General features: G+C 51.3%; 8 protein-coding genes. 1 reads left to right on the top strand and 7 read right to left on the bottom strand.

The window, feature by feature from the left end; all coding sequences use genetic code 11:
* Positions 1–7: 7 nt before the first annotated feature.
* The 7 genes from IRJ25_RS02445 to IRJ25_RS02415 all read right to left on the bottom strand — a co-directional run bounded on the left by IRJ25_RS02445 (position 8) and on the right by IRJ25_RS02415 (position 15,060).
* A complete protein-coding gene (locus IRJ25_RS02445; RefSeq protein ID WP_269317712.1) occupies positions 8–2,191 on the bottom strand; it encodes a glycosyltransferase in 2,184 nt (727 codons plus the stop codon).
* Positions 2,188–5,253, bottom strand: a complete 3,066-nt coding sequence (locus IRJ25_RS02440) for a CgeB family protein (protein ID WP_269317711.1) — start codon at positions 5,251–5,253, stop codon at positions 2,188–2,190. Before IRJ25_RS02440 ends, IRJ25_RS02445 begins: the two co-directional genes overlap by 4 nt.
* A gap of 42 nt (positions 5,254–5,295) precedes the next feature.
* Positions 5,296–5,607, bottom strand: coding sequence for a hypothetical protein (locus IRJ25_RS02435; protein ID WP_074036034.1), 312 nt, complete (start codon positions 5,605–5,607; stop codon positions 5,296–5,298).
* A 9-nt stretch (positions 5,608–5,616) separates the two neighbouring features.
* Positions 5,617–8,262: a glycosyltransferase gene (locus IRJ25_RS02430; RefSeq protein ID WP_269317710.1), complete on the bottom strand. Its 2,646-nt coding sequence runs from the start codon at positions 8,260–8,262 to the stop codon at positions 5,617–5,619.
* 163 nt (positions 8,263–8,425) lie between these two features.
* Complete coding sequence (locus IRJ25_RS02425) at positions 8,426–10,498, bottom strand: bifunctional metallophosphatase/5'-nucleotidase (protein ID WP_214690549.1); 2,073 nt, start codon at positions 10,496–10,498, stop codon at positions 8,426–8,428.
* A 266-nt stretch (positions 10,499–10,764) separates the two neighbouring features.
* The gene (locus IRJ25_RS02420; RefSeq protein ID WP_269317709.1) at positions 10,765–12,855 is read right to left on the bottom strand and encodes an alginate lyase family protein; all 2,091 of its coding nucleotides are present in this window, start codon (positions 12,853–12,855) and stop codon (positions 10,765–10,767) included.
* 114 nt (positions 12,856–12,969) lie between these two features.
* On the bottom strand, positions 12,970–15,060 hold the full coding sequence (locus IRJ25_RS02415) for a heparinase II/III family protein (protein WP_269317708.1): 2,091 nt from the start codon (positions 15,058–15,060) through the stop codon (positions 12,970–12,972).
* A 311-nt stretch (positions 15,061–15,371) separates the two neighbouring features.
* Here IRJ25_RS02415 and IRJ25_RS02410 point away from each other — a divergent pair, with 311 nt between their 5' ends.
* The gene (locus IRJ25_RS02410) at positions 15,372–15,815 is read left to right on the top strand and encodes a sigma factor (RefSeq protein WP_269317707.1); all 444 of its coding nucleotides are present in this window, start codon (positions 15,372–15,374) and stop codon (positions 15,813–15,815) included.
* Positions 15,816–15,821 lie beyond the last annotated feature (6 nt).

Genomic DNA, 15,821 nt, shown 5'->3' with positions numbered 1-15,821 from the left:
TACATTTTCATGACAATGTCGTCGCAAATTGTTCGTGTGTTTTGCCTGAAATGATTTGTTCCATCTCTCGATAGAGACGATCGAGCGCGAAATGTTTACGGGCATACGCCTGATAGGCTTTTGCGTCCGTCTTCAGCTTCTCGGTATCTTCTTTATAAGAGAGGATCGTATCGACAAATTTCGACGTATCCGTGACGAGTAGTTCGTCTGGGTAAATCGTTTCCGCGCCCGTCCAGTGGCGGATGAGCGGGTATGATCCTGCTGCCATCGCTTCGGCCGGTGCGAGATGGAAACTTTCCAAGTCACTTGTCGAGAAGACGAATCCGATCGATTGGAGCCACGTGTCGACGTCATTGCCGTGACCATCGAAGTGGACGTGGTCGCGAAGTTCTGACTCCTCGATTCGTTTCAGTAGCGCCTCGTAGTACGCGCTCTCCTCTTCGCGCTTCCCAATCCAATAGACGTCTTTTGGATGGTGCCCTTTGAAGTGGAGCTGGTACCGTTTGTCCGTCTTCAGCAGCTCTTCGAGGACATCGAGCGCGAGATCTGGACGCTTCAGTTTCGGGTTCATGCCGATCATACCGAGACGGAACGTCAAATCGTCTGCCTGTTTCGGTTTGTCGAGCTTGTCTGCGTCGACGGCGTTGTAGATGACCGTCATCTGGTGACGCGGGATTCCGAACAGACGATGCATCTCTTCTAACATATACGGTGAGACGAGGATGATGCGGTCGATGTTGTCGAGCGCATATTCCCGTGGAAATGGTGTTTCTTTCTCCTGACGATGAATTCGGACGATGAGGCGCTGATGCGGCAACTTATGTTGCGAGTACCAGACGGCGTTGCCGAGGCCCCATTCACAGAAAATGACGTCTGCTTGTGCGAGACATGCCTTGCTGTGATTCACATCATGAATCTTGTGTCCGTCCCACTGGTCGACGAGGACCCGGTAGCTCGGGTCGGCCTCGAAACGTTCCATGAACATGCGGATGAACTTCAAGTCATGACCGGCGAAGAGGATCGTCGTCTTCTGCATCTCCCAAATCGCGTCACGGAGACGTTCGAACGTGCTGGCGAACGTATAATTCTTCGCCATGTTGTAGAGCCGTTCCGCCGCATCCTTATAGATGGCTGGATGCGTGAAGGCGAGTTCAACCTTTTCGATAAATTCGTCTTCCGAATTGACGAAGAGCGGGTAGCTCGACCCGAGCAACATCTCGTGCATCTTGTTGCGGTTAAGGAGGACCGGCTTCCCGAGCGCCCCATATTCGAGGAGCTTCGTCGACAACTCGAGGCTGTCGTCAAGGTCCGGGTGACGCCACGAGATGCCGATGTCACTCTCTTCGATGAGCGTCTCGACGTCCGCACGCGGGATACCTTTCAACCAGTGGACCCCTTCGTCCGTTTGAAGGCGATGCGTCACTTCTTTACGGAAGTTTGGGTTGTTCGGGTCTTGGTTGAACTTGTCTCCTGCCACTTTCAATTCGACGTCCGGCATCTGGACTCGTACTTTCTCGAGTGCGTCGAGAATTTCAGCCGAGTACCAGAGTGGCGCGAATTTTCCTGTATAGACGAGACGTTTCGCCTGACGTTTGAACGTCGGCGTCGCCTCACGCATATTCGGGATCATCGGATTCAAGATGAGGAACGGCTTCGGCGTCTGTAAAAACGTCTCGAAGTACGCCTTCATCTCCGCCGTCTGACAGAGCATGCGAGCCGAACGGTCCGCAATCTTCTTCAAACGTGCCAACTCCTCCTGTGACGCGGCCGATGAATCATGCGTGAAATCTGTGAGATAAGTCCACGTCTTTTTCATCGTATGTTCATAATCGGAGAGCGCATAAGCGAGCTGGAACCCACGGATGAACGTCATGTCATACTGTTTCGTCTCGACGAGCTCGTGGATGAGTTGGGCCGCCTCTTCCGGCTGGAGCACCTTCTTCTCATAGTACGGCTCGTCTTTCTTCGTCGAGTCTTCCGTGAAGACGTCGATGAAATTGACGCGGTCGAGCTGTTTGATCGATGCCGTCACTTCCGGTTTCACAATCGAGCGCTTCAAGAGCACGTCGACCTCGATGTTCGGGTCCTGGTTCAACATATGCACGACCGACGTGAGCCAGATGGCCGATCCGTCGATCAAGTTCAAATTGACGTCCCCGTATACGAGGATTCGGAGCGGTTGCTTCGTCATAATGTTACCTCCTGAAGGTCCGCTTCATCCATGGCGGCACCGGCTTTCACATATTGATACGGGTCGACACTGAAGATGCGTTTGCCAGAACGAGCAAGCTCGTTCAAGCTCTCATCCGCTTCAAAGATGTGGAGTGCCTCCTCCACCGTATAGAAACGGAGTGCCGACGGCTGCACGATCGAGCGGGACGGTGTCGCATCAAACACATAACGATACGATTCGTCATGGTCCTGTTTGACGAGCTGACCGTCATACGTATAGTAATCCTCTTTCGTCAGAACGTCCGCTTCTGCGTAGCGTGCCGCGAGCAGATAATCGCTCAAGTAGTTCGGACCGTAATAATCGTCCGACTTCAAGTGGGCGACCCAATCGTACGATTCGACCATCTCCGTGAACGAGGTATAGTGCGTCAAGTAGCTACGCATATACGTCGAAATCGACGGCGTGTTGTACGTATTGTATACATCGATGTGATCCTCGAACTTATCGAGGAACATCATGAGATGTTTATGCTCATAACGTTGCGCCTCGAACTGAGCGACGACGCGTTCTGCCTCTTCGCGCGACTTGATGAAGGCGACGACGGCAATCTTCTCGTGGTCGACACGGTACGGGATACCGACGTCTTGGACGATTTTCGCGAGACGTTGCGTGTAAGTGTGATACGTCAACACGTGACGCATACCACGCATCGCGATGTCCTCATAGAATGAGTCATCTGTCATCAAACGGCGGAACGTTTCATCCAAGTCAGATTCTCCGTCGTCAAGGAAGACGTAATCGCCAAGCATGGCATCAACCCCGACCGAGCGTGTACTGACGACTGGTGTGGCGCAGGCGAGTCCTTCGAAGACGCGACGTGAGAACATCGTCGGTGAATCGTTGACCGAGTTGACGTTCAACATGACTTTATATCCTTTATACGCCTTGGCAATCTGGTTGTATTTCAAACTGCCGCGAATCGAGTGACGGAACTGTTCCGGGAATTGAAGTTGGTCGCTCTCCCCGCGTTGGTTGATCGCATAGTTACGGTCGTAAATCGCAAGACCATACTTGTCTGCTGCCGCGAACAGTCTGTCCATGTCAGCTTTACGTGATTCGTGACGGTTCGCATAATACGAACCGGCGAAACACGCGTAAGGCTCACGAGTCCCTGGTAAGCGGATTGGATTATGTTCTTTCGGCTGCGCCGCGAACGGTAACGCATCGACACGGTCATGACCACAATCTTCTTTATAGTTCGGAACGCGGTTCATGTCGGTCGTATACACATAGTCGAATCGCTTCGCCGTTTCAATGAAACGGTCGTAGTGAATCGGGTCTTCTTTGTTCCAAAAGACGGTCGGGATATTGTGATAACGGCACCAAGCGAGAAGCGCATCGAGCTCTTCCCATGTGTTCGTGCCATATTTGACGATTTTCTTCTCCCATGCACCGGCGTTCCCTTTCCACGCCGATTCGACGACAAGGACGTCCGGTTGCTCATCGAGGAGCACCGTCTTCCAGTTGTCCGGTGTGAACGTGATGAGCTGACATTCTGGTTTGTAGGATGCCATCGTGAACTCATCGAAGATGGCCGCGACCTTCAGTTCGTGTAGTTCACGTGGGATTGGTGCGAAGAAGCGAGCCTCGCGCACGTCCATCCACGTCGGGTTTTCTGTACCATCGCTGACGAGTTCTTCAGCGACACGGATGCGGTCGACCCGAGCCTCTCCGACACCGTCGACACGGAGGGCGAAACGAAGGAAGCGGATGCCACGGTCAAAGTAGAAGACTTTCTCGCTTCCGATTTGAACCTGTTGCATGATCTGACGCTCCGTCGCCGAGTAGGCGATGATGTAGAGGACAACGTTCGCCCCTTCATCGGCTACACCGTCGAGCGTGACACGGTAACGACTGTTCGCCTTCACTTCATACGGGAACTCTGTCGGGAGCAGTTTGAAGCTGTTGTTCATCTCTGCATACGAGATGTAGCGGCGCTGATCGTCCTCGCCTTTCAACTGGACGACGAGTTGGTCATCTCGACTCTTCAATTTGATGAGGTCGGGTGCCGGGATCGTCCACATGTCCGGTTTGAGGGACAAGACGTCTTCACGGCGGACACTCTTTTCGCGAATCATGCCGATATTCAAGTTCTCAAGCTGTCCTGACCCGTTCACGCGGATGAAATAGCGGATGGAACGGTGTGACGGTGCGATGCGGACGATACCGCTCAGTCCGAGTGGCACTTCAATCAAACGATCCTGCCCAGACACCGTATATGTCACGATGAATAGCGAGGCGTCCGCTGTACCCGTGCGGTCCCCTTTCAAATAGAAACGATACAAGTCATCGTCCATATCACCCGTCTCAAAATCGATGCCACGTTCTGTATCGACGTGTGGTAGCGCAATCTCATCGACGCCATAGTGCGTGTATTGGTTCCCTTCGGCACGGACGACGAGCGTGTCTCCGTCGAAGTGAGCAATCTCACTCTGTGGTTTGAGAGAACGGAGTGACGACGACGTAAGCGGATAACGGAAATCAAAAGCATCAAGTGATACGTTCGCAGCCGTCCCTTCGACTGTCCAAAGCGACAGCTTGCCGAGCATGAGCTCGACGAGGCTGAACGCTCCTGCCCCGTTGACTTCAAGATGAGCCCGGACGATTTGTTCACCCATGCCGAGCGTCACATCGACCTGATCGCCGTCCTGTACCGTCACGTAACGAGTACGTCCACCTTTACGCACGACTTCTAACGTCAACGTTGGCATCAGACCTTCGCGCGATTTGACACGCATCATAGCCGTGAACGTCTTTTGACCTGATTCGACGAGGTCGTTCACCGAGATGATATCTGAACTCGCGTTCGGTCGGTACGTGACGGTGACCGGCTCGTCCCCAGAGAAGACAAGGTCCGTCCCTTCAACGTGTACGTAAGGTGAGCGTGTATACCAGTTCGGTACGAGTTCACGTAGTTGATGCGATTTGTTCGGGCGTTTGTTCAACACTTTACGACCGAGTCGCTTCGACCGTTGTACCCCAAGGTAAGCGGCGCGACGTGCTTTTTTCTGCCAATCCATCCTCATATCCTCCAAATCATCGAGTCTTTCGAGCTCGATTCTTTATTTGCGAATGCGTCGTGCAACCGCCTGTGCCTTCAAAATCGCTTTTCCGGCTTTCGATTGCACAAGACGACGATACTTCTGATTCAACACATCATATTTACGTTTCAAGTCACTGAGCGCTTGCTCTTTCTTCTCGAACGTCTTCACGGTCCATTCAAACGTGTACAGAAGATCTCCATACTTTTGAACGAGTCGTCGATGCTTTTGACGTAATAGACGTTCATCATGTTTCAAATGACGAATCTCTTCTTCCTGCAGTTTGATTCGTTGTTTCAACAATCCGATTTCTTTTTCAAATTCGTTGCTCATGCTCTCACCTCACAAGTATGCGTCAAAGTAGAGACGCTTCAATTCTTCTGTTTGTCCTGATTCATATAAGTCGACGAATTGTTTTACAATCGGCGTCTCTAATTCCATCGGACGATACTGTTCGATGATTTCATAAAGCATACCGGCATTGTCGACAAACTCTTCCGGTTTGCTTCGGCGTAAGAAGACCAAATACCACATCGAGAAGAAGCGTTCGAATCGTGTGGAACGGTATTGATCGAGTACACCTTCCCGGGCGAATGCTTTTGCCCGTGCCGTTTCCCGAATGACACACTTCGTAAAGTACTTCTTCGTGATCGTGTTGACTGTCGAACCGGCGACAGCCGCGTAATAATCATGAATCGTCAAGTCGAGAAGAGCGACGCGTCCTGCGCTGAGGAACATCTCTTGGAAGAAGAGCGAGTCTTGCCCGACCGCACCGATGACCTGTTTCAAATCGTGCTTCTGGATGAAGTCTTTTTTGATGACCATCGTCTGGATACTCTGTACCTTGAAGTTGTGCTCGAGCAAGTACGCTCTCGGGTCTTCGATGACGCGAACACCATCTTTTTCAAGGCCGTCTAGCTCAATCATGGCCTCACGGTTCGCAAGCTTCAACATACTTCCGACTGCGAGGTCAAGCGCGTCATTATCTTTCATGATACGGAATAGTTCCGCATAGCCGTCGTTGACCGCTTCATTGTCCGGGTCAAGGAAAGCGATGTACGGTGTCGTTGCCAATTCGACGCCTTTGTTTCGCGGACGCGACGCACTGCCGCTGCCTCCGTCGTTGAATGAGTACGTGTAGACGTTCGGATACTTCCGCACGAGGCGTTCGATATAGCCGATCGTCTCTTGGTCCGTCGAACCGTCGTCGACGAGCCAAATCTCCATGTCTTCAAACATCGAGCTACGGCGAAGACTAGAGAAACATTTGTTGTAGAGATAACGACCGTTGTTATAAATCGGGACGATCATTGAAAGCGCATAGTCGCCCGGTTCGTTCGGGACGAGTACGTCATCTGCCGCGAGCAGTTCGAAATGATCGATGGCATAGCCTTGTCCCTCGATACGCTGGTCGTCCCGAAGCGTCTCAAGCGACAGGTGGCTTGCCGCAAACATCGTTAATGCGACGTCATCGTATCCCTCTACGAATTCATGTACAACGTCCTGCCCTTTAGTCACGAAAGCGACGTCCGTGTATTTGAAGGCGTTGACCATATCCTCTACATAATAGTCGAGGTAGTGATAACGGTCGTCAAATACCGTCACGAAGTCGGCTGTGCGTAAATCGACTTCTTGTAAATCCGCTTCTGCGACAAAACGTTTATGCGGATACGATTGGCGCTCGAACTGCTCACGCGTCGCCGTCACGTCACCGCGACCGATGACGAGGACGTCACGACGGACTTCGTGGTGAATGCCGAGAACGAATAACATTTCGTTGAAACGATCATAAATCGTATGGTTCGAGAAGATGGTACGGACACCAGATAGCTGATGCTCGAGACGCTCTTCGTCTGTATCGAACATTTCTAAAATCCCTTGTGCATCCAATGCGCTCGTCGCGATGAATACGTTCGGGAAATCGTTGTTGACGGCCACGTTGTAGTTCGTCAAGACGAGTTGTCCCCGTGCCTGTGCCTCATAGATGGCTTGCGCACTCATCGTCGGACTGTTTTTCACTTCATTGACGTGAAGAATCCAGTTCGAGGTTTCTTTCAGCGCCTCGATCTCCTCTTGGTCCCCATGGACGAGGACATCTTGAAGTGATTTCGGTGCGAACGACACCTTCGATTCATCCGCTTCTCGAATTACATAAAGAGACTTATTCGCATCACGAACACCTTGTGCGAGTGTCTCCAAGTCTTTTGCAAAACGTTGTACCGGGAAACGGTTCGTGACGACGACCGAATCCGACTGAACACGCGTCATCCCGATTGGATTGAAGCGAAGTGGGTCGATTCCCGGACGGATGACAAAAACGCGCTCATGTCCGGCTTCTTCGATATAATCCGTCACACGCTCCTCGTTTGCCGTAAAGATATAGTCACACTGAGCGGCGAGTGAGGAGAAACGATCGTAGTGATTCGTATCGAGAGTAGTTTCAAACACGACACGAACATCAATTTGTTTGGCTTTGCGAATCAAATTCTCCAACCAGTGACGGGAGTGCGAACGCGGTGAGCCCATGTGGTGGAATGCGGTCGTCTCATCTTCCACTAGCGCGGCCGAGATGAGAAGGAAATCAATCTTTTCGATTTCAGCCAGCTCTAAGAAGCCCGTCACATTCTCAAATAAATGGACATGACAAAGCCGCTCTAACTCTTTCGCTCGTTTGACAGGACCGACGAATGCCACTTGTACGTCCGCCTTCTCATAAAAATTGCTCCCATTCGATGCGATACGAGTCACATCTTGTTTCGGGAGTCGCGCTCGAGCTGATTCGAGTTCCGTTTTTAAGGTAGCTTGCTGTTCTTCAAACAATTTATCGTCAAGACGCGGGCGTTGTGCCTGTCTCGACAATGAAGGAAGGTCCTCAAGGGTGATCAAGTCATCTCCGTTCAATGCTTCTCTCCGGTCGACTCGTTCTTTTTCTTCTTTCAACCACGCAATGTGCGCTTGCACATCGCGCAGCGTCGCTTTTACATCCATACGTCCGCTCCACCTTTTTTAAGTAATCAGTATTTCTTCATCTTATCGTATCTTAACAGAGTTATATGTCGGTCGCAATTTGATGACAAATGTACACGCCTGAGTTTCCTATAAAAAAGACGGACCCATTCCTGGATCCGTCCGAAAGCAACCAATGATTGTCTTATTCAGCTGCGTTGACGTCAACGATACGTCCTTCAACAGCAGGTGTGACTTCTTCGCCGAGGCTGATCAAGTGATCGCGGAAGTTTTCCCAGTCGATGAGACCGAGGTCATTGACGCGACCGTCTTTGAATGCCGTTTCAAACTCAACATAGTTGTCTCCACCTTGCGCTGTGAAGAAGTTCGTTGCGACTTTGTAGCTCGTCGCGTCTTCGACATCGACAAACTCTGTGCCGTTGTTGTACTGCAAGCTAACGATGCGCTCGCCAGCCGGTTTTGAGCTGTCGAACAATACTTTGAATCCAGATACGTGGAGGAATCCACCGTTCTCGATTGGGTAAATGCCAACGCTACGCTCGAAAGCAGCTTTTAATTCGCTACCTTTCAAGTCCATGATGGCAAGCGTGTTTCCGAATGGAAGTGTCGTCAACACTTCACCTGTCGTGACAGGACCTGCATCGATTGATGCACGGATTCCACCACCGTTTTGAACAGCACCGATGACAGCAGAATCATACTCTTTCGCTTTCGTGAGCATACCGTCTGTAATCAAGTTACCGAGGGCTGTTTCATTTTTACGGACACTCGGTGCTGTTTCGTCACCTTTGTCACGTGGGTTATCGAGTGGAGCTGTGAGTGAGACACCGATTGGGTCTTGGCTGATTGTATCCACGACATCTTTGAATGGTGCGAGCAACTCGACCGCGTATGGATCTGGTTGAAGTGCTTTCACGTCAATCAAGCTACCTGCATGTTTGATGACTTTTCCATCCTTGTCGAACTCGACATCAACCGTTCCGAGGAAATTGCTGTATTGGTCCGCTTGAACGATGACCGTTGGCTCTGTTTTTCCTTCTGTGATGAGGACCGGAGCGCTCAAACGAGTATGCGTGTGGCCACCGACGATGATGTCGATTCCATCTACGTTTTCAGCAAGCAACAAGTCGTTGTCGAACGCCGGGTTGTCGTTATACCCAAGGTGTGAGACAGCTACGATTTGATCGACTCCCATCTCTTTGAACGCGTCGACTGCTTTTTGTGCTTCTGCGATGTAGTTTTGGAATTCAATTGGGCCTGGGCTAGCGATGGATGCCGTCTCTTCTGTTGTCAAACCGAAGAATCCGACCTTCTCGCCATCCACTACTTTGATGACTCCTTCATAAAGACGACCGTTGTACGCTTTTTGCGAAACTTCGTCACGGTAGAGGCTCTTCATGTATTGGTCATTTGCATAGTTGACGTTCGAGCTGACGAACGGGAAGTTCGCATAACGGACGAAATCAGCAAGTTCTTTATGTCCTTGCTCTGTACCGAGATCGAATTCGTGGTTACCCGGTACCATCAAATCGTATTTCATGTAGTTCATGAGTTTGAGGTCAGCTTGACCTTTGAACTCGTTGAAGTAAAGTGATCCTGAGAAGACATCCCCTGCGTCGATCAAGAGGCTGTCTGGCTTCTCTGCACGGATTTGCTTGATGGCTGTCGCACGTTTCGGTGCGAGATCGAGCGCGGCGTGCGTGTCGTTCGTGTGCATGATCGAGAGCTTGTATCCTTCTACTGTATAAGGAACTTCAAGTGTGATCGTTTTACCACGGTTTGTATATGTAGCCGTCGCGACGAATTCGCCGACTTCACTCGTGTCGATTTTGCTCCAACGTACTGCTTTTTCATACGTCCCACTTGCGAATTTCACTTGTTGCTTCACGATGCCAAGTGCCGGTTTCCCTTGTTTGAACACGAGTGGCTCGCTCGGTGGTAAAATCGCAATCGGGTGATCGAGGACGCGGACGCGTTTCTCAATGTACTTCCCTTTGCCTTTGACGATTCCCTTAGCTGTTTGGAATGTACCTAATTTCTCCAAGTTGACGCTCGATTTATACCAATGGATCGGCGCGCCTTCATATGTAGCATCGAGTGCAGCATCCAAGTCCCCTGCGTACACATACGCTGATTTCGCTTTGACGACTGGTGCTTTCGACGCAGCTTCTGTGACAACAGCCGGTGCGAGCGATGCAGTCGATACGGCCGCTACAGCGAGTGCTGTGTACAACTTACGAGATGATTTCTTTGTCATGTCCAATTCCCCTTTCAGATTTGCGAAGAGGACATACAAGAGAAAGCGCTTACATCATTCGACTTTTTACTTACCACGATTACCCCAAAGTCGTCCGTTTTTCCCTTATATGTACAAATCGCTCTAGTTCTAACGTAACGGAAACGCGTCCAATAAACAATCACAAATTGAAGATTTTTAAGGTTTTTACAATTTCCACAAAAAACGATTTCCTCATTATGTAAAGGACGACATCACTTCGTGAGAGCGTCGTGACGTTTTGTCCTTTACACGTCACGACTTTCCTCACACGGCACATGAATGACATGCTTCCCCCCGTTTTCAATCCAATACGAGACGATGTACACCCCATCCCGCTCTTCGACCTTCGTATCGACGACACGCTTCCCGGTCCGGTCTAGTCGAATCAGAGTCAAAAAGCGAACTTCGCTACCATGTTCAATCGAAACGACTTGCTGGCGGGGAGTCCACTCCAAATCACGCATGGATACATGGCTCGGTTCAAGTGCCATATAAGCCTCTTCGCTTTTTAAAAGCTGAATGAATTGAATGGCTCGATTCGAGGCATCTTTAAATCGAACGTTGTGTTCTTCTGGTGTACCCGATACCAGGTCCAAACCGGGTGCCAGATGGAAGCGCTGGACAAAGAGGTCCGCTTCCGGCGCGACAATCCGATCAAACACGACAAGCGTTCGCGCCTTATCGTACACGACATGCCTAGTATGAATGGCCCCTTTTCCAATCAGACGGCTCACTCCGGTCGCCGTCATCTGTTTCCGCGCCTCTTTCACCTCTAGGATTCCGCTCTCTCCGATTCGCTCGATCGACAAGTCGAGCTCTTCTCCGAGTCGATGTACCGTATTGTGCGCCGCGACACGTAGTGCTTGCGCACGCTCAGGTCCGTCAACATAGCCATACCGACCGGTTTCGACGATGAAATCCCGCCCCAATCCATATAGTTCGAGACTCAAGTCGTCGGCATGTTTATGTGCACCCCCATGGTATCCCGCTGTCATCAGAATATAGGTGGCGTCACGAAACGGACGCTTTGCATGGTGCCAATATTCACGCATGACCGCATATTGAGAGCCTAGATTCGCCAGCAGTTCTTCTGGGCATTGTCCTTGTGTCCCTCCGCTCATGGCAAAGGCTAGTTCGGGAAACGTTTCAATCCGAGGAATTAAACGGCTTCCGCGAAGCTGTCCTCCTGTATCCCCCACGATCGGCAAGGTTTGGTTCGGTTTAATGAAATGCAAGAGGCGCTTTGGCATCCGGTCGATGCGTCCAATCCCTTCCGGCAACGTGAATCCATTTAAATCGGCCCAGTCTCTAAATCGACTTAGCGTATGGTACACGTAAACGTGATAGCCGGGCGAGTGCTCCAAATGGGTCCCGTCCTCCGAAAGGCAAATGTCGAGTTGCTTATTCAACCGCGCACGCGCAATCCTTCTCCAATCCGCACTGCGATCAAACTCCGGAAAACAGGAAGCAATCGCAAACAGTGCCATATCTTGAAAGAGCCCATGGTTATGGAGCGGACGATAAAAGGTAGGGGTCGCCAGTAATGTCGCATGTTCATATAACAGATGTAACAAGCGGCACGTCACACGGGCATCATGATGGATCGGTGCCTGGCGATACGCTTCAAAGAAACGGAGTATATGGAATACTCGAATCGCCGTACCGTGCGCATGGTATGCTACACGCCCCCGCGGACCGCCATGCAGCGGATGATGGCTCTGCCAGCTATCGATGATTTGGTGTGCATAGTGCAAGTATCTTTCGTCTTGCGTCACCTCATAGGCATGAGTCAGTTGATTGACCGTCGTCAAATAGTGGAGTTGGAAAAGGAACGAGTTGTTGTTCACAGGTGGTAACATTTTGTTCCAATCGAACGTCCGAACATCACGGACGGCCAATGTATGCGGAAGCGATGGGATATACCATCTTCCGCTCAACGTCTCTTCTGCAAAATGAACCGCCTGTTCATCACGGATTTGTTCATAATGGTACGAAGCGAATGTGCGCTTTTGTTTCATATAGTCACGGACGAGCAGTCGCTCCATCTTGTCCGTCAGTTTGATTTTCGAGAGGGGGTCGGTCATAAGGAGCATCACGTCCGTCGCGCGGACGAGTGCTTCCCTTCCTTCTCTATGGACAATATAATATCGACCGTATGGACGGATGAGCCGTACCGTCTCGGTCGTCTCGAGCCGACTGTCTGGCATCATCCGTCTTCCCTTCCATTGATAGCACATCGTCCCTGCCGAGATGACGACGTCCCAACCATCGCTCGCTTTCCCCGAGAGCGAACCCCGAAGTTGAACCACGATCTGTTTTGCATGTGAATGTTCCATTCGTTCCCTCACTTGTCAGTTGTTCTACTTGAAAATTCTACCTTAGCAAATGGTGGGATTCAACAACTACTCTCATCGTCCACGTAAAAAAGCCTGGCAGTCGCCAGGCTTCAATCATTTTGGAACGTCGAGAGTATGGGTCTCGCCGTTGGAAAGTGTATAGGTGAGTTCATACTGATTAGCTTGTTCCTTGACCGCCGTGTCGACAATCGAGGTGTTCGTCCGGTCGATCCGCATGAGTGTGATGTAACGCACGTCCGTACCGTATTCAATGGAGACGACTTGGTCGCGAAGCGTCCACTCCGCATCACGGACCGATAGATGACTTGGTTGAACGGACATATATGACTCTTCGTCCGTCTCGAGTTGCATCAGTTGAATCGATCGACGGCGGCTGTCTCGGAACGTCACGTTCTGTGCCTCGGTCGTCCCTTTATATAGTTTCAGACCCTCTCCGAGGTGGAAGCGCTGAACGAACATGTCCGGCTTCGGTGAGGTGATGCGGTCGTAGACGACGAGCGTTTTCGCCTTGTCATAGACAAGGGTGCGGCGATGCGTTGCCCCTTTCCCAATCAACGCGCTCTCTCCGATGGCGACGCTCGTCTCTCCACGGTCTTCGGTCTTCACGATACGGCTCCGACCGATCATGCCTTTGCTTAAATCCAAGTTTTCCCCGTATCGGTGGACGGTGTTATGGGCCTCGACTTTAAAGACTTCCTTCCGTTCCGGTCGTGCCGAATAACCAAAGCGACCCGTCTCGATGATGAAGTCACGCGCCAGTCCATAGAAGTCGATGCTCAAGTCATCGGCATGCTTGTGGGCACTGCTATGATACCCGGCTGTCATCATCACTTGTGTCGCACCCGAGAACGCCTCAGGTGGACGCGACCAATATTCGCGCATGAAGCTGTATTGGTCCCCGATTTGCTTCGTCAACAAGGTCGGTGCCACGCCCTCTGCCCCTCCGCTCACTGCGAAACTGAGCTCCGGATATTCGTTCGTCTTTGGAATGATGTTCATCCCTTGAAGGTGCCCCGTCGTGTCACCGAAGATCGGAAGCGTCCGATTCGGCTTCAACATGTAGGTGAGCTGATCCGGCATCTTCTCGATATAGCCCGAGCGTGAAGGCAGAACGAACTGGTTAGCCTCGGCCCATTCGATAAAGCGCGACAACGTATGATACACATACACGTGATATCGAGGTGAGTGTTCAAGGTGGACCCCTTCCGGCGAGATGCTGTGGGCGATCTGCGCCTGGAGCCGCGTGCTGGCGGTCGATTGCCACGCCTTACTCCGGTCAAACTCAGGGAACGTCTGGGCGATGGCGGTGAGCGCCATGTCTTGGAAGATGCCGTGGTTATGTTTCGGTTTGTAGAAGTCGGACGAGGCCAAGATCTCCCCATGCTCATACAATGTTTTCAACATGAGCTCGGTGAAGGCAGGGTCCCGATAGAGTGACGTCTCTTTATATACATCCCAGAAATTCAACAAATGGAACACACGAATCGCCGTTCCTTGGTCATTGTATCCCCACTTGAGTCGTTTGTAGTTATAGGCTGGGTGTGCCTTCGTCCAACTTTTGATTAGTCGTTCGCCATATTTCAGATAGGCGAGGTCACCCGTGTCATTGTACGCTTGCGTCAACTGATTGAGGACCGTCAAGTAGTGGAGCTGGAACGGGAACGAGTTGCTGTCCACGGCCGGGACGTCCTTATGCCAGTTGAACGTGTCGATGTTTGGGACCGACAGATTGTTCGGTTTCGTCGGGATATACCAGTTGCCGGCGAGCGCCCGATCGGCGAACTGTTTCGCCTGTTCTGTCGACAGTCGGTCATACTCATACGGGATATGGGACTCGGTCTGCCCCATGTATGTATGGACGAGCGGACGGTTCGTTTTCGATTGGATGCGTGCTTTCGTCAACGAACGGGCCGGAACGACCTCCGCCTGGCTTTTCTTGATATAGATCCGTTTGCCACCGGACATGGCAAGATAATACCATCCGGACGGGCGTACGATGCGGTATTCTTTCGTCGTGTTCGTCTTCTGTAGCGGGACCAGTTTCTTCCCCTTCATTTGGTGTAGCGTGGTCGACGGAGCGACGCGCACGTTGAAGTCCGAGTTGGCCGAAGCCGTCGTCATCGGTGCGAACAGGAGCATCCCGCTCAACATCCCGATGGATAATCGTCTATACAAAGGTTTCATGATTTTCCTCACATTTCCGGTTTGATTTTACCCTGTAAATTATATCCATTAAACGAATGCTAAACAACTAAAACTTGGATATCATTTACCTCTTGATCAAATCATCACCTGACATCCTCCTATAATGGTTGTTATAGAGAATCGATGCTTCCGATGGATAAGGGATACGGGTTGTGCCATACAGCATTTCCGTGCTGTGTCTGATTTGGGCTGACGAAACTTCAACGTTCGTGAGGTGCGAAATCTGCATAACAACCATTATGCTGTATCCACCTAGGAAACTTGAGACGCGCGCGGGAAAGCAGCCCACCATGCCAGATACTAACGAACAAATCAAAGAGTGGGAGCCGATGATCTTTTACGTCATCCGACAGCTCCATCTCCATCCGAACGAAGTCGACGATGCCGCCCAAACGGCACGAATCGCCATATGGCGCGCCCTTCAAGACGGCAAGACGTTAGGAAAAACGTACTGTTTCATCCGTATCCGCGGGGCCATCCTGAACGAACGGGCCAAACAGGCGAAGACGCTCCAACACGAGGTCGCGAGCGAACGACTCCCAGAACAAGTCGACCAGCGCGAAGTACCCCTCTCGCTTTGGCTAGACGACAAGCGATCCACTTTACCAAATCGCCATTTCACCTTACTCTGCCATATGCTTCACGGGACCGAGGCATCGCTCGGGTACTCGCCGAGTCGACTACGCGCCTATAAGGCCGAACTGCAACGGATGCTCCGTGAGGACAACGAGTAAGAGGAG

This window comes from Exiguobacterium sp. KJ 601, from assembly GCF_027161185.1.
In the GTDB taxonomy this organism is placed as follows: domain Bacteria; phylum Bacillota; class Bacilli; order Exiguobacteriales; family Exiguobacteriaceae; genus Exiguobacterium; species Exiguobacterium profundum.
The sequence above is the reverse complement of the archived record's forward strand: the minus strand, read 5'-3'. Positions and strand labels throughout refer to the sequence as shown.